The sequence below is a fragment of the Coprobacillus cateniformis genome (assembly GCF_009767585.1).
Classification (GTDB): domain Bacteria; phylum Bacillota_I; class Bacilli_A; order Erysipelotrichales; family Coprobacillaceae; genus Coprobacillus; species Coprobacillus cateniformis.
The window spans coordinates 3,182,872-3,199,544 of sequence record NZ_WSNW01000001.1; the positions used below are offsets into that span (position 1 = coordinate 3,182,872).

A 16,673-nucleotide genomic window follows, 5' to 3' on the forward strand; every position below is an offset into this window, starting at 1 on the left:
ATGAAACGTGCAGTGGTATTAGCTGGTGGCGGATCTAAAGGTGCTTATGAAGCTGGTTTCATGAAAGCACTTAGTGAGTTGGGTATTGATTACCAAATTGTGACAGGAACATCAATAGGGGCAATGAATGGATGTTTATTAGCTCAACAAGATTTAGAGGCTTTGGAAAAACTTTGGAACCATATAGATATTTCTCAAGTCTTTGCTGGTGGCTTTCAACCAGATTTTCAATTTGATTTAGATACTATGTTAAATCAATCTAACTTAATTATTTCTTTTTTTAAGAAATATATAAAAGAAAAAGGGGCTGATATTACACCATTAAAGGAACTTATTCGAAGTTTGTTAAAAGAAGAACAACTCTTATCATCACCAATTGATTTTGGCTTGTGTACAGTTCATTATCCATCATTAAAACCATTATTCATTACCAAAGAAGAAATGAACAAACAATATATATTTGATTATCTCATTGCAAGTGCATCATGTTTTCCAGTTTTTCCAATTCATTCAATTCAAAACGAAGACTTTATAGATGGTGGTTATTATGATAATGTTCCAATTGACCTCGCTTTTGATATGGGTGCTGATGAGATTATTGTTGTGGATATGAATAGTAAAGAAGCAACTCATAAACATTATGTCAATCGTCCTCATATCACATATACAATGCCTTATGTGGATTTAGGTGGATTCATGGACTTTAGTCGTGAAGCATTAGATAGAAATAAACGTTTGGGTTATCAAACAGCCATGAAATGTTTTGGTGATTACTTGGGGGTAAAATATACATTTCAGCAGTTTGAATCACCTTTGTTTCATGTTTTTTATAAAGATATTCTTTATTTAGAACGTTATATGCGTAAAATGTTTAGAAGTGATACAGGTGGTAATCTTGTTTATAGATTCATGGAGGCTCATAAGGATCAGCCTTTAAGTGAAAATGATTATTTATTTGTAGCTTTAGACTGGACATTAGAACTTGTAGGGCGTGATCCAAGTTATGTTTATCAGTTTGATTTGGTGGTTCAAGATTTGTTAAAGGATTTTGAAAAATACACAAATCCAGAATATCAAATGGTATCATTACGTTCAACAGATGAAATATCTAAAACATTAAAGAATATTAATAAGTTAGGTGTTGTAGGACGTTTGTTGCATGGTATGCTGTATCCTGCAGAAGAGAAGGTCGATGTTGAGAAATTTCTTACATTATTTTCTAAAGAAGTCATTATCGCTAGGCTTCTGTTTATGTTATATAATGAAAAAAGAGATGAGACTTCAGTTGAAAACTGAGTTCTTATCTCTTTTTATAATTAAATATATATGTTCTTTTTCGTTTTATCGTATATAATTTTAAGTCCTTTGAATGTTAAATCAACATCATAAATATCAATTTCATCAGTTTCGCTTGCAATAATACGTCCTAAACCACCTGTTGAAATGACTTTTAGGTTTTCTCCATATTCTTCTTTAATCGTTCTAATAATATATTCAGTTTGACCAATATATCCGAAAACAATTCCAGCCTGCATACTTTTAATTGTATTCTTAGCAATAATTTTATTAGGTTTTTGAATTTCGATTTCTGGCAATTTAGCAGCTTGTGAGGAAAGGGCATTTGTTGATATACCAATACCAGGAGCAGTTGCTCCCCCTATAAACTCACCCTTAGCAGTAACAACATCATAAGTTGTTGCTGTTCCAAAATCAATGACCAAACAAGGTCCACCATAAGTATAAAAGGCACCAGCTGCATCTACTAATCGATCGGCACCAAGTGTTGAAGGATTGTCAATGCGAATATCAATACCTGTTTTGACACCTGGACCAATAAATATAGGATTCTTATGAAGATATTTTTTAATACAGTTGGTAAAAGAATAGTTGATTTTTGGAACGACGCTACTAATAATAATATCCTCGATTTGTTCAACTTCAATTGAAGATGCATTTAAGAAAGATAATAACATGAATCCATATTCATCAGATGTTCTTTGAAACTTTGTTGTTAAACGATAATTACCAATTAACTGATCTCGGTCATAAACTCCCATTGTAATATTTGTATTACCAATATCGATAGCAACTAACATAATGATTCCTCCATCTTTTTTAATGTCATTAAAATTTCATAAGCAAGCTCATCCTTAGATAATAATCCATAATCTTTCATACTATCTTGAGTTATAAATGTTACAATATTTGTATCCCCTTGAAAGCCAGCACCATCTGTTTTTAAATGATTAGCAACAATCATATCACAATTCTTTTTCTTCAATTTATCCTGAGCATGTTCAATCAAGTCACTGGTTTCCATTGCAAAACCACATAGAATCTGCTGTGGTAATTTTTTTTGACCTAAATCAAATAAAATATCTTTATTTTTTATAAGTTCTAAAGTCATTTTATGATCATTTTTCTTGATTTTTTGATCTGCGATATTTTGGCTAGCATAATCTCCAACTGCGGCTGACATAATGATAAAATCTTGTTGTTTTGAAATCTCATGAATAGCCTGATACATATCATCCGCACTCACAACGTTTATGCAATTGATGCCATATGGTTTTTTGAGATAAGTAGGGCCACTGACAAGTGTAACATCTGCTCCTAAACAAAAGGCTGCTTTAGCGATGGCATACCCCATCTTGCCACTTGAATGATTTGTAATATAACGAACGGGGTCAATACTTTCTTGTGTAGGTCCAGCACTCACTAAAATCTTTTTACCTGTTAATGTTTTTTTAGACAAGGCATAATGTATCATTTCCATAATATCTTCTTGATCAGCCAGTTTTCCACGTCCTATATCGCCACATGCTAATAAACCACAAGTAGGTTCTACAAACAATACACCAGTCTCTTTTAAAGATTGCATATTTTTTTGAGTTATAGGATTTTCAAACATGTGAACATTCATAGCAGGCGCAATCAATTTTGGACAAGTTGCTGCTAAGAAAGCACTTGTTAACATGTTATCTGCCATCCCATAAGCTAATTTGGCAATCGTATGTGCACTTGCTGGAACGACTATAAATAAATCAGCATCTTTGACAATATCAACATGTGTAATGATAGCAGGATTCTCATCATCAAAAGTATCAATATAAACTTTTCTTTTTGTAAGTGATTGAATACAAACTGGTGTGATAAATTTTGCAGCACTCTCACTCATCATGACTTCAATATGATAATCTTTTTTTGTTAAATCACTAATCAATTGGATAGCTTTATATGCTGCAATACTTCCAGTTATTCCAACAATAATCTTTTTAGACATACAATAAACCTCATTTCTTTATTTTAATTTTATTAATATACGTGAGACCATAACTGCAATCATGGTTCCAACAATAGCTTCTAATAAGCCACTTGTTGTTATAATACCAATAAGGTAAGGGAATAAAGCACTTAAATCTTTACCAATAGCACTCGCATATTGAGAACCAAAGATAAAATAAATACCACCTAATACCAAAACTGTATTTGTCATAGCACCTAAAAAAGAACCAACAATCATTGCCATGAATTCATTTTTATCTTTTAACTTTTCAAAAAGAAGACCAGCAATATATCCGATAAGAACTCTTGGCACAATTGCAATGAATGCACTCATCAAAGATTTACTGATAAAAGGTGAAAAGACAAAAGAAGTCAAGGTTGGTTGAATAGTATTGATAACTAAACTAGAGATACCAAATACTAGTCCTATGCCTGCTCCCTGTTTTTTTCCAAGAACAATTCCTGCGATAATAACAGGAATATGCAATGTTGTTGCACGTAAAGGTCCAATTGGAATGAAACCAAGAAAAGGCACCATAACCATGAGAATTTCTATCGCTATAAATAGCGACATGAACGAAAGGTTCTTTGTTTTTTGTTTATTCATTTTTCTCCTCCACTGTCGTTTCTTTTGAATACGACGCTTCCTTAAATTTGTCAAAAGAATATATAAGTTAATGCTTATAAAAGTCACTACTTGAGTTATATTTCCTTTAACAAAGCCATTATACACTACTTATAACGAAAAAACAATTTTCCTACTCATTTTATGTTCCATATTTTGACAATCAAAATGAAATAAGGGAGTGGTCTTTTTTTAAATCACTGACATATGTTAAATATGGATATGATCATATTAGTATAGAGATTGCTTTTTAAAATAATTATGTTGGATATGATTGTATTTATAAAAAAGCATATCAAAAATATTAAATAATATAATTATTTAATAGTAATAATTACTATTATTAAAAAAGTTCTTGATTTTGCCAATTTTTGTAGTATAATAAAGACAGATGAAAAAATGAAGGAGGAAATTTAATTATGGCTAAATGGGTATGTAAAGTATGTGGGTATGTACATGAAGGAGATACACCTCCAGAAGTATGTCCAATTTGTAAAGTTTCAGCTGATAAATTTGAAAAAGTAGAAGAAGAAAAAAATTCAAAATATGCAGGTACAAAAACAGAAAAGAATTTAATGGAAGCATTTGCTGGTGAATCACAAGCAAGAAACAAATATACGTATTTCGCAGAAATGGCAAGAAAAGAAGGTTTAGAACAAATCGCTGCTATTTTTGATGAAACTGCAGATCAAGAAAAACAACATGCAAAAATGTGGTTCTCTGAATTTCATGGTATTGGAGCGACTGATGAAAACTTAGTTGCTGCAGCTGCTGGTGAAAATGAAGAATGGACAGATATGTATGCAAGAATGGCTAAGGAAGCAAGAGAAGAAGGATTTGAAGAATTAGCAATTAAATTTGAAAACGTTGGTAAAGTGGAAAGATCACATGAAGCACGTTATTTAAAATTATTGGATTCATATAAGAATGGTAAAACATTCAAAGGAGATGCACCAAAGGGATGGAAGTGTAGACAATGTGGATTTATCTACGAAGGTGAAGAAGCGCCAGAAAGATGTCCAACTTGTGGTTATCCAAAAGCATTTTTTGAAAGAATGACTGAAAACTATTAATTAGTATGTGGTGATGAGATTTTCTCATCACTTTTTCTTTTTCTTAATGGGTTCACATTTTATGAGATTTATTGTAGAATAAAAAGGCATGAAAAAAGGAGAGGTTTTATGGCTAGAGAGAAATTTTCATCGCGTTTTGGCTTTATTTTGATTTCAGCTGGGTGTGCGATTGGATTAGGAAATGTATGGCGATTTCCTTATGTGGTAGGGCAATATGGTGGTGCTCTGTTTGTTTTAATTTATTTGTTGTTTTTAATTCTATTAGGAGCACCAATCATGACAATGGAATTTGCGGTTGGAAGAGCAAGTCAAAAAAGTGCCGTTTCTGCTTTAACAACTTTAAAGCCAGGGCAGAAAATCTGGAAAGGTGTTGGCTATTTTCAGGCAGCTGGAAATTATATGCTGATGATGTTTTATACAACAGTTGGTGGCTGGATGCTTGCTTATTTCTTGAAGATGATCAAGGGAGAATTTAATGGTATAACACCAACTCAAGTGGGAGATATCTTTAATCAATCTTTACAAGATCCATTTATGCAGGTTTTTTGGATGATTGTTGTTGTTGCATTAGGATTTGGTGTTTGTTCATTAGGACTACAAAATGGTGTTGAAAAGATGACAAAGATTATGATGTCATCATTATTTGTCATTATTTTGATTTTGGTTGTTCGTGCTATCACTTTACCTGGTGGCGGTGAAGGTTTAGCTTTCTATTTAATTCCTAATTTAGATTCTATTGCTAGATATGGAGTCTTGGAGGTTATATTTGCAGCTATGGGACAGGCATTCTTCACCTTGAGTTTAGGGATTGGAGCTATTGCTATATTTGGAAGTTACATAGGCAAAGAACGTCGTTTATTAGGCGAAACAATGAGTGTTTGTACATTAGATACACTTGTTGCTTTGATGTCAGGTTTAATTATTTTTCCAGCCTGTTTTGCTTTTGGTGTAAATCCTGAAAGTGGACCTGGTCTTGTCTTTATTACTTTACCTAGTATTTTTAATGAAATGTGGATGGGACAGCTTTGGGGAAGTTTATTTTTTGTTTTTATGAGTTTTGCAGCCATGTCTACAATTATTGCTGTATTTGAAAACATTATATCTTTTGGTATTGATTTGTTTGGGTGGACAAGAAAGAAATCTGTATTTGTTAATTTGGTTTTGATTTTGTTTCTTTCATTACCATGTGCTTTAGGATTTAATGTTTTAAGTGGCTTTCATCCTTTTGGAGCAGGAACATATATTCAGGATTTAGAAGATTTCTTTGTAACATATAATTTTCTGCCACTAGGATCACTTGCTTATTTGATTTTTTGTACATCTCGCTATGGGTGGGGATTTGAAAATTTTTTAGAAGAAGCGAATACTGGTCAAGGGATTCATTTTCCAAAATGGACAAAAGTTTATTTAAAGTATATCTTACCATGTATTATTATTTTCATATTTATTCAAGGATATTGGACTTTTTTTATGAAATGATTAAGATACTTCGTTATGAGGTATCTTTTTTTATGATACCTCTTGACACATTATACTATGTAATGTATAGTATAAGATATAAGGAGGTATATTGATGGATACACAATTAAAAAAGGGGTTCTTAGAGTTTTGTGTATTGGCAAGTTTAATTCAGAAAGATTCATATGGTTATCAGATTATTAAAGATGTGAGTCAATGTATAGATATATCTGAATCAACGCTTTATCCAATTTTAAAAAGATTAGAAAATCATTCTTATGTAGAGACATATACTGTAGAACATAATGGTCGACTTAGAAAATATTATAAGTTAACAGCAAATGGACAGGAACATATTCAGGATTTCTTATCTGGCTGGAATCAAATAGAAAATATATATCATTATATAGAAGGGGAGTTAAATCATGACTAAAAAAGAATTTATTGAAAAATTAGAAGCAGAATTAAAAGATGAAACTTATAGTACTGTTACACAAGTGATGACTTATTATGAAGAAATCATTGCTGATTTAATGGAAGATGGATATAGTGAAGAGGATGCTATCTCAAAACTAGGAAGCATTCAAGAAACAGTTGCGAATGTTAAGGGGAATGAGGAAATTATTGAAATTAAAAAGATGAAAACAACAACATCTGCTTGGGTGAGTATTTTATTAATATTAGGTTTTCCTCTTTGGGGTTCTTTAATGGCTGCTTGGTTATGCTTGTTGTTGGCAGCATATATTTTAATTTGGTGTGTTCCTATCATAACAGTTGCGTTAGGACTGGCTGGCTCTATGAGTTTTATTGTTGGGATTTTTGGTTCATTTGTACTGTTTACAGAATCCGTCTCTTTAGGAATTACACAATTAGGTGTGAGCGCAATATTTGGAGCTGTTGGACTTATTGGGATCGCCCTAACTTATCGAGTATCAGGAACAATTCTTGCATATTCTAAAAAGATGACAGTTTATGTTAAGGAATTTAGTGTTCAAATATTAAGAAAGGTGGGCGTTGTATGTTAAAAACAATGGGAATGCATAAATTGGTTGCTCCAGCAATTGCATTAATGTTAGGAATTGGTGTTGTTCTTACTGGTATAGGTTTTGCAATGGAAAGAAATACAGAATATTTAAAAGAAGATGGAAATCATAAATGGTATCAAATTGTTTATATTGATCAAAATGGATGGTTTCGATTTGGTGTGACTTTTGGTGATTTGGTTTCTTTTGGTGGTTTTGGGATTTCAGATGCACCAGATGCACCAGCAGTGCCACAAGCTCCAAGTGCACCTGTTGCACCTTAGTGATATATGAAATTTGTAGGAACTTAGGGTTCCTATTTTTTTTGGAGATACGATTTTGTCGATATTTGTTGCCTACATGAATAAGGAAGTGGTAAAATATATATGATAGTAAATGGAGGGATATATATGGAATTTATAGATATGCTATCAAATAATTTGGCAGTTATTATTGGTGTTATTGTTGCTGTACTTATTCTCATAGTTATTGTTACAGGATATGTCAAAGCATCACCAGATACTGCTTATATTATTTCAGGGCTAAGAAAACAGCCAAAGGTTTTAATTGGAAAAGCAGGAGTGAAAATTCCTTTTTTGGAAAAGAAGGACGAATTGAATTTACAGTTAATTCCTATTGATGTGAAAACATCAAATGCTGTGCCAACTGCTGATTATATCAATATTAATGTTGATGCAGCAGTTAATATCAAGATTAGTGATGATTCAGAAAGATTAAATCTCGCAGCTCAAAACTTTTTAAATAAACCAGTTGAATATATTGCTAATGTGGCAAGAGAAGTCTTAGAGGGGAATATGCGTGAAATTGTTGGCCGTATGAATCTAGAGGAGATGGTTTCTGATCGTCAAAAGTTTGCTGAATTGGTAAAGGAGAATGCTGAACCTGATTTGGCAAAGATGGGTTTGGATATTGTTTCGTTTAATGTTCAGAATTTTGTTGATGGCAATGGTGTTATTGAAAATCTTGGGGTTGACAATATTGTAAAGATTCAAAAAAATGCGGCAATTTCTCGTGCTGTGAGTGAAAGAGATATTGCTCAGGCTCAAGCCAAAGCATCTCAAGAAGCGAATGATGCAAGAGTTGATGCAGATACAAAGATTGCAGAGCGTAATAATGAGTTGGCTATTAAACAGGCTGAGTTAAAGAAAATTGCGGATGCTAAGCAGGCAGAAGCTGATGCTGCTTATAAGATTCAAGAGGAACAATCTCGTAAGTCAATTGAAATTGCAACAGCTGATGCAAATATTATGAAACAAGAAAAAGAAATTGAATTGAGACGTAAAGACGTTGAAGTTACAGAACAAGAACTTGATGCAAAAATCAAGAAGCAAGCTGAAGCAGAAAAATTTGCTGCTCAACAAAGAGCAGATGCTGAATTATATAAACGTCAAAAAGAGGCAGAAGCACAATTGTTTGAAATGCAAAAAGATGCTGAAGCACAAAAGGCTCAAGCTGAAGCTATAAAATATCAAATGGAACAAGAAGCAGCTGGGATTCAAGCAAAAGGTGAAGCAGAGGCCAAAGCAATTGAAGCAAAAGGGATGGCAGAAGCAGAGGCTCTTAATAAGAAAGCTGATGCGATGAAAAAATACGGTGAGGCAGCCGTTATGGAAATGTATTTTAATATGTTGCCTAAAGCTGTTGAAGCTGCTGCTAAACCTCTTGAGAATGTTGATAAGATTACAATGTATGGTGAAGGTAACAGTGCTAAACTTGTTTCTGATATTGTAACAACTGCAACTCAAGTGAGTGAAGGAATGAATGAGTCTATTGGTATTGATTTAAAGAGTTTGTTGGCAGGTTTTCTAGGTGGAAAAATCGCAACGAGTGATCATGATGATACTGATGACAAAAATGATAAAAGAAAATAAATGAATGAGAACTGAAAATTTTCAGTTCTTTTCTTTTTTCTCATGTTATAATAATCAAAAGATAAGAAGGAGAAAGACATGCAAACAATACCAGCCAAAACAATATTATCAAAAAATAAATATGCCAATGTATGGTTTGGAAATGACTATAATATGAATTTATATCGTGGCTGTCACCATGGGTGTATTTATTGTGATAGTCGAAGTGAATGTTATCAAAACGATGAATTTGATATCGTCAAAAAGAAAGAGAAAGCTTTAGATATATTGAGTTTAGAATTGATGAAAAAAAGACAAAAGGGTGTTGTAGGAATTGGAGCAATGAGTGATAGCTATAATCAATATGAAAAAAAAGAAGAAATAACAAGAGGAGCTCTCCAGTTAATTAGAGATTATCGTTTTGGTGTTTCTTTAGAAACAAAGAGTGATTTGGTTGTTAGAGATATTGATTTGTTTTTAGAAATTCAAAAATATAATGATGTCATTGTAAAGATGACAATTACGACATATGATGATACTTTATCTAAAATTATTGAACCTCATGTTTGTGTATCATCAAAGCGTTTTGCAGCAATTAAAAAAATGAGCCAGGCTGGTCTCTTTACTGGTATTTTAATGGGTCCTGTTTTACCATTTATTAATGATACTGAAGACAATGTTATTCAAATGGTGAGATTGGCGCATCTTCATGAAGCTAAGTTTATTCATGCTTATTTTGGGGTGACCTTGAGAGATCGACAAAGAGATTATTACTATGAAAAATTAGATGAATTTTTTCCTGGTCTTAAAGAAAAATATATGAAATATTATGGAAGTAGATATAACTGCAACTGTCTAAAAGCAAGCCATTTGTGGAGGGTTTTTCAAAGAGAGTGTAAGAAATATGGTTTATTATATAAAATGGATGATATTATTAAAGCTTATAAGACACATCAACAAAAATTTGAGCAATTAACATTATTTTAAAAGCATCCTTAAGGATGCTTCAGCCTGTTGACAAAGAAGGTCGACAGGCTTTACTTAATATGATAGAATAAATAAGGCAGTAAGATGACTACTCAACCTAAAACATGTGGCTCTTACTGTCTTTTATAATGGAAAAATGGTATAATATGTATAGGTTGAGTAGGAGAAAATACATATGACAATGACAAGAAGAATAGGTAAACATGATAATATAATTTTAAATACAATAGAAGGTTTAGTACCACAAGATCATGATGTAAGAAAGCTAGATTCCTGTATAGACTGGGATTTTATTTATCCCTTAGTAAAAGAACTATACAGCAATTTTGGCAGACCCAGCATTGATCCTGTGGTACTTTTTAAAATGGTTTTTATTAATATCACTTTTGGAATTCATTCGATGAGGAAAACATGTAGGGAGATACAAGTCAATTTAGCGTATCGATGGTTTTTGGGTATTTCTATGGATGAGGAAGTTCCTAATTATTCTACATGGAGTCAAAATTACATGAGAAGATATAGTGACAGCGATGTATTTGAACAGATATTTGATGAAATATTAAGGCAGGCTATGGGATATGGATTTGTGGATATGGAAACAATTTTTGGGGATTCAACACATCAAAAAGCAAACGCAAACAAAAATAAGTGTTTAGATAAAGAAGTCGCAATAGTAAAAAAGGTGTATGAAGATGAGTTGTTAGATGAAATCAATAAAGATAGAGAAGCACATGGGAAAAAGCCATTGAAATCAAATGAGAAAGAAGAGTTCAATTTTGATGAAAAAAGTGGAGAACTGAAAAAAGATATAGAAACGAAGCATATTAAGGTTAGTAAAACCGATGGAGAAAGCGGATGCTTTGCCTATTCTCACCAAACATTCTGTGATAAGAATGGATTTGTGGTATTAAGTCTATGTGTGCCTGGAAATGTACATGATAGTGTATCTTTCTTTCCAGCATATCATTTATTAAATAAAAAGTATAAAGACCAAATCAAGAATCTATGTTTAGATGCAGGGTACATCACACCAGCAGTATGCAAGACAATATTAGAACACAAGCAAAAAATGTATGCGCCATACAAAAGACCAATGACGAAGAAAGGTTTTTTTAAGAAATACGAATATGTATATGATGAAAGATATGACTGTTACATATGTCCAAATATAAAGTTACTGGAATATAGCAATACGAATAAATTGGGTTATAAAGAATATAAATCAAATCCAAAAGAGTGTAAGGAATGCCCATTTTTAGAAAAATGTACACAATCAAAGAATTATCAAAAAGTGATTACACGCCATGTATGGGAAGAATATCGAGAAGAAGTCATGGATGAGATACGGCATACTCCAAAATGGAAAGAATTATATCCAAAGCGTAAGGAAAGTATAGAACGGGTATTTGGAGATTGTAAGGAGCAGCATAATTTAAGATATACAAGATTGCGAGGAATAGAAAAAAATCAGCATCAAGCGCTGATGATTTTTGCATGTCATAATTTAAAAAGAATGGCAAGGTGGAGTTGGAAAACTTCATCAAATACCATTCATAATTGGTTGAAAATGATGATTTCCCGCTTTGAAACACACAAAGAAAAGCGATACTCGTTTTGGAGTACCACTTTGTCAACAATCTGAAGCATCCTTAAGGATGCTTTTAATCACTCACTGGACTTGATTGAGGATGACGAGAGTCATTCTTTTTATCATAGCCAACTTTATTTTGGATGTTTTGTTCATAATCTTTTTGAAAAAGACATGAAAAAATAACATTTAATAGATATTCCATAGAGATTTGTGAAGCAAATGGTGCAATCTTTGTAAATATTTTTTCACGAGAACCTATATTTAAGATATAATCAGCGTAATGAGATAAACGATTATCGCCAATAGAAGTTAAAACAATAAGTGGTGTTTTCTTTTCTTTTAAAGTTTGAGCAATTTGAATCACTTCATTGGTTTCACCTGAATAAGAAATAATCATTCCAATTCTATCAGGGTTTGTATTATAGGACATGAAAATCTGTTCGCCATGTAATACTCTTAAATTCACATCTCTTGAAATTCTCATCATCTTATGTTGAAAGCTCATAGCAGCCAATAAAGAATTTCCCGAACCATAGATATCAATTGTTGGATAGTGATATATTAAATCAACAATTTGATGAAGCTGATTAAAATCAATAAGTTTAACTGTATCAGCAATGACTTCTTGCGAAAGTGAAGCCAGCTTATGACAAATCAAAGGATGTGAGTCATCTTTTTGAAATGGGAAATTGACATCTATACGATCAGTGTGTTGTAAATCATATTGAAGTTCAGCAGAATATTTGATTTTAAAGTCATTGTATCCTTCTAGACCAATTTTTTTGCATAGTCTTACTATTGTTGCTGGAGATGTATAAGTATGTTTAGCAAGTTCTTTAACGGACATACTTAAAACAGCTTCACCATGATTTAAAATATATTTTGCAATCTCTTTTTCAGATTCGGAAAACTCTAATTCAAATTCTAACTGTGTCATTATGCTCATTTTTATCACCAGTATTAGTATATCATGAAACGAAGTTTCATAAAAGTAAGATTTTATGAAATGTTTATGAAATTATTTTGAAACAATTCAATATTTGTTTACCCTTATATCATTTTCAAATATAATAGGGGTGTAAATTAAGGAGGAATAACAATGACAATAAAATTACCTAAAGATTTTTTCTTTGGTGCAGCAATGTCTGGACCACAAACTGAAGGATCATGGAACGTTGGTGGAAGACTTCGTTCATATTGGGATATGTATTCTGATCAGGAAATCAATGCCTTCCATAATAATGTCGGTTCATATGTTGGAAATGATATGTATCATAAATATGAAGAGGATATTAAGTTATTAAAAAGTTTGAATTTTAAATCATTTAGAACATCTATGCAATGGACAAGATTATTAGATCAAGATGGCAATATTAATCCAGAAGGAGCTGCATGGTATCATAAATTAATTGATTGTGCGAATGAAAATGGGATTGATATTTATATGAATATGTATCACTTTGATATGCCAGAGTACTTAATTAAGCGTGGTGGCTGGCAAAATAGGGAAGTAGTAGAAGCATATGCAAACTTTGTCAAAAAGGCAATGGAAGAGTTTGGTATGAAAGTGAAATACTGGTTTACTTTCAATGAACCAATTGTAGAACCAGAACAACAATTCTTACATGGAGCTTGGTACCCATATTTACATGACTTCAAACAATCTATCAATGTTCAATATGGAATTACATTGGCCCATTGTTTAGCAGTGATGAATTTTAGAAAACTTCAAGAAGAAGGAAAATTAATTGAAGGTGCCAAGATTGGTATGATTAATTGTTTTGCACCTCCTTATACAAAAGAAAATCCATCACCAGAAGATTTAGAAGCAGTCCGTATGACTGATGGATTGCATAATCGCTGGTGGTTAGATGTTGTGGCGCATGGACATTTGCCTCAAGATGTATTGGATACTGTTGAAAATGACTGGAAAGTAGAAATTGATAGACGTCCTGGTGATGAAGCGATTTTAGCACAAGGAAAGGTCGACTGGTTAGGGTTTAACTATTATCAGCCAACAAGAGTCCAGGCACCAGATTCAAAATTTGATGAAAATGGTTTACCATGTATTGCAAAACCTTATATCTGGCCAGAAAGAAAAATGAATGTTCATCGTGGCTGGGAAATTTATCCAAAAGGAATTTATGATTTTGGAATGAAAATCAAAACGGAATGTCCTGATTTGCCATTCTTTATTTCTGAAAATGGTATGGGTGTTGAAGGTGAAGAGAAGTTCATGGATGATAGTGGAACAATTCAAGATGATTATCGAATTGAGTTTGTGAGAGATCATTTGGAATGGATTGCTAAATCAATTGAAGATGGAGCCAACTGTTTAGGATACCATTATTGGGGAGCTATTGATAACTGGTCTTGGTGTAATGCTTTTAAGAATCGTTATGGATTTGTTAGAGTCTGTTTAGATGATGGATATAAACGTAAAGAAAAGAAATCTGCTTCATGGATTAGAGAAGTAGCAAGAACAAACGAATTTGAATAAAGGTATTTAAACATAATATTTTAATAATGGATTATTTTATTGACGTTGTTGTATATATGTGCATATAATAAATATGTAAATAGCAAGCCCATTGAAAAATGGAGTACGCAAAACTATAGGGTCTAAGCTTGTTGAAGTAGGATAGCCAGTTGCCAATATGATAATGTTGATATACCTGTAGTCAATTACGCATTCTATTTTTCGTGTGGAAATAGTTTGCGTTTTTATATTATGACAAAGGGAGAGAATGTAATGAAAGAATTAAGAAAGGTGTTTTGTGTTTTTGCAGTATTTGTTTTGATGTTGTCTTTAGGGATAGTGGGACATGCTGAGACTGGTTTCAATCATGCACTGACTTTTTCAATAAGTTATAATGGAAATGATTGGACTCCTTATTCACCAACACCCCTTCAATTTGGCGGATTTGATAAAACATACATCACTTTAGAAAATGATTCACAAGATGTCTATTTAAAAATAGATTCTTTTGTAGAAAATAATCAGCAGCTTGATGCTTCTGATATTCATGTGAGTTTTCAAAATGACTGGGGAGTTTATAGTGTGGAATTGGATTCTAACAAATGTACAAAGATACCTGCTTCTGTATTGAATCAATCTAGAGATTCTTATAGTTATCTTTCAATCCAAAGTGCTGGGTTAAATAATAATGCAAATATTGATTTTGGAGAAAAGAGTGGAAGTTCTTTTGATCGTTCTCTTTTTGCAGGGACATACGTTGATTCAAAAGATAATAGTATCGTTATTGATAAAAATGGAAAAGTGACTATTCAGGATATGACTGTATCAGATAATCATCTTGATTCTTATCATATCATTCATAGTGATGGTTCTGTAAAATATAATCATCAATTGTATGTATATACGTACTCTACATGTTTATTATTTAACTATGATCAAAAAAATTCTATTATTGAGTTTGAACAGATAATGAGTAACAATACTCAGTTGCCATCCTTTTTGTATAAAGGAGCGAAGTTTAAAAAAGAAATTCAAGCAGAAAAGATAACTTTAAATAAAAGTAAACTCTTATTAGAAAATGGAAAGGAATTTCAACTCCTTGCAACTATAAGTCCATCACAAGCCACTTCAAAAATAATGTGGATTACTTCTGATTCATCAATTGCAGAAATTAATGAACAAGGAGTTGTTCAAGGGTTAAAAGAAGGTAATGCTGTCATTACAGCATCTTCAGCTGGTCAATCAGCAACTTGCAATGTAACAGTGGTGAAGCCCATTATCATATCAAGTCTACCAGCAATAGATGAATCACTTGACAGCACACAAGTAACAGTGGATCAAAAATCATTAGAAGTCTTAAAAGAACTATTAAACTCTGTTATTGACTCTAATGTACCAGAAGGTGCAATGAGTTCAGATACAATCAATGCTATTGAACAGGCATTAACTCATGGAAAACCGATAACTATAGAACCAACAGCAAAAATGATAGATAAAAATTCTATTGATCAAGTTACAATTGATAAAATAGAAATACTTTTGGATAATCTTTCTTTACAAAATAAAAGTCAGATTAAGATTACTCAGTACCTTGATTTAAGTGTAGTCTTGAAAACTGGAAGTGATATTTTAGGAAATGTTTCTGTGTTGCCAAATAATACAGAATGGACAGTTAAAATTCAACAGAATTTATTGAGTAATCAAAGAAAATTTCATATCATTCGTGTGCATAATGGAAACGCTGAATTGCTTCCTGTAACCATTCAAAATGATATGATAAGTTTTCAGACAGATCGTTTTTCTACTTATGCAATAGCGTATGAAGAAGAAATGGAAAGTACACAAAATTTTCACACTGTTACATTTGTAGATATGAATAATCATATATTGAAAACTGAAAATGTGAGACATGGAGAAGCAGCTACACCGCCATTGGTACCGTATGTGGAAGGGTATGAATTTGTAAAATGGGATGATAATTATCAAAATGTTGTTAAAGATATGACTATAAAAGCAATTTATAAACCAATGAAATCAAATGATAATTCCAGTCATTTGGAGGATAAAGACACTGTACGAACAGAGGATTCCACTTTATTTATATTTTACTTGATTTCTCTTATATCTTCACTATTTGTTCTAGGTTATTATACAAAAACTAAAAATCATTAGTAAAAGATAGATGTTCAAAAAACATCTATTTTTGTTTGATTATCATTAAATCATATCTATAAAAATGAGAAGAAGTCAAAACTATAATAAAAATGTAGATATAAAATAAA

The 16,673-nt window shown here is 32.1% G+C and carries 15 protein-coding genes and 1 riboswitch; of the genes, 11 read left to right on the plus strand and 4 right to left on the minus strand.

Features of this window, described 5'->3' with window-relative positions; all coding sequences use genetic code 11:
- Window positions 1-1,296, plus strand: a complete 1,296-nt coding sequence (locus tag GQF29_RS15735; RefSeq protein ID WP_008789877.1) for a patatin-like phospholipase family protein — start codon at window positions 1-3, stop codon at window positions 1,294-1,296.
- A gap of 20 nt (window positions 1,297-1,316) precedes the next feature.
- Here GQF29_RS15735 and GQF29_RS15740 read toward each other — a convergent pair whose 3' ends face one another.
- The 3 genes from GQF29_RS15740 to GQF29_RS15750 are packed head-to-tail and all read right to left on the minus strand — an operon-like array spanning window position 1,317 to window position 3,892.
- Window positions 1,317-2,096 carry a type III pantothenate kinase gene (locus GQF29_RS15740; RefSeq protein ID WP_008789876.1) on the minus strand — a complete coding sequence of 260 codons (780 nt, stop codon included), beginning with the start codon at window positions 2,094-2,096 and terminating at the stop codon, window positions 1,317-1,319.
- Window positions 2,090-3,283: a bifunctional phosphopantothenoylcysteine decarboxylase/phosphopantothenate--cysteine ligase CoaBC gene (coaBC, locus tag GQF29_RS15745; RefSeq protein WP_017143767.1), complete on the minus strand. Its 1,194-nt coding sequence runs from the start codon at window positions 3,281-3,283 to the stop codon at window positions 2,090-2,092. The genes GQF29_RS15740 and coaBC overlap by 7 nt, the downstream gene beginning before the upstream one ends.
- An 18-nt stretch (window positions 3,284-3,301) precedes the next feature.
- Window positions 3,302-3,892: an ECF transporter S component gene (locus GQF29_RS15750; protein ID WP_008789873.1), complete on the minus strand. Its 591-nt coding sequence runs from the start codon at window positions 3,890-3,892 to the stop codon at window positions 3,302-3,304.
- Between the two features lie 437 nt (window positions 3,893-4,329).
- Between GQF29_RS15750 and rbr the strand changes: the two genes are divergently transcribed.
- The 8 genes from rbr (at window position 4,330) to GQF29_RS15790 (ending at window position 11,963) form a co-directional block, all read left to right on the plus strand.
- Window positions 4,330-4,983 carry a rubrerythrin gene (gene rbr / locus GQF29_RS15755; protein WP_008789872.1) on the plus strand — a complete coding sequence of 218 codons (654 nt, stop codon included), beginning with the start codon at window positions 4,330-4,332 and terminating at the stop codon, window positions 4,981-4,983.
- Between the two features lie 108 nt (window positions 4,984-5,091).
- Window positions 5,092-6,462 (plus strand): sodium-dependent transporter, encoded by a 1,371-nt coding sequence (locus tag GQF29_RS15760; RefSeq protein WP_008789871.1) that lies wholly within the window; start codon window positions 5,092-5,094, stop codon window positions 6,460-6,462.
- Window positions 6,463-6,556: 94 nt separating this feature from the next.
- Window positions 6,557-6,874 carry a PadR family transcriptional regulator gene (locus GQF29_RS15765; RefSeq protein WP_008789870.1) on the plus strand — a complete coding sequence of 106 codons (318 nt, stop codon included), beginning with the start codon at window positions 6,557-6,559 and terminating at the stop codon, window positions 6,872-6,874.
- Window positions 6,867-7,466, plus strand: a complete 600-nt coding sequence (locus GQF29_RS15770; protein ID WP_008789869.1) for a DUF1700 domain-containing protein — start codon at window positions 6,867-6,869, stop codon at window positions 7,464-7,466. The genes GQF29_RS15765 and GQF29_RS15770 overlap by 8 nt, the downstream gene beginning before the upstream one ends.
- Window positions 7,460-7,747 carry a hypothetical protein gene (locus GQF29_RS15775; protein WP_008789868.1) on the plus strand — a complete coding sequence of 96 codons (288 nt, stop codon included), beginning with the start codon at window positions 7,460-7,462 and terminating at the stop codon, window positions 7,745-7,747. The genes GQF29_RS15770 and GQF29_RS15775 overlap by 7 nt, the downstream gene beginning before the upstream one ends.
- Window positions 7,748-7,873: 126 nt before the next feature.
- Window positions 7,874-9,355: a flotillin family protein gene (locus GQF29_RS15780; protein ID WP_017143766.1), complete on the plus strand. Its 1,482-nt coding sequence runs from the start codon at window positions 7,874-7,876 to the stop codon at window positions 9,353-9,355.
- Window positions 9,356-9,433: 78 nt separating this feature from the next.
- Entirely contained in the window at window positions 9,434-10,321 is an 888-nt protein-coding gene (locus GQF29_RS15785; protein WP_008789866.1) for an SPL family radical SAM protein, read from the plus strand.
- A gap of 175 nt (window positions 10,322-10,496) precedes the next feature.
- Window positions 10,497-11,963, plus strand: coding sequence for an IS1182 family transposase (locus GQF29_RS15790; RefSeq protein WP_008789865.1), 1,467 nt, complete (start codon window positions 10,497-10,499; stop codon window positions 11,961-11,963).
- Between the two features lie 19 nt (window positions 11,964-11,982).
- Here the strand turns inward: GQF29_RS15790 and GQF29_RS15795 are convergent, their stop codons facing one another.
- The gene (locus GQF29_RS15795) at window positions 11,983-12,858 is read right to left on the minus strand and encodes a MurR/RpiR family transcriptional regulator (protein ID WP_008789864.1); all 876 of its coding nucleotides are present in this window, start codon (window positions 12,856-12,858) and stop codon (window positions 11,983-11,985) included.
- Between the two features lie 153 nt (window positions 12,859-13,011).
- On the opposite strand from GQF29_RS15795, the gene GQF29_RS15800 reads away from it, so the two are divergent.
- The gene (locus tag GQF29_RS15800; protein WP_008789863.1) at window positions 13,012-14,412 is read left to right on the plus strand and encodes a glycoside hydrolase family 1 protein; all 1,401 of its coding nucleotides are present in this window, start codon (window positions 13,012-13,014) and stop codon (window positions 14,410-14,412) included.
- 71 nt (window positions 14,413-14,483) lie between these two features.
- A riboswitch (cyclic di-GMP riboswitch) is annotated at window positions 14,484-14,569 on the plus strand.
- A 95-nt stretch (window positions 14,570-14,664) separates the two neighbouring features.
- A complete protein-coding gene (locus GQF29_RS15805) occupies window positions 14,665-16,563 on the plus strand; it encodes an Ig-like domain-containing protein (protein WP_008789862.1) in 1,899 nt (632 codons plus the stop codon).
- Window positions 16,564-16,673 lie beyond the last annotated feature (110 nt).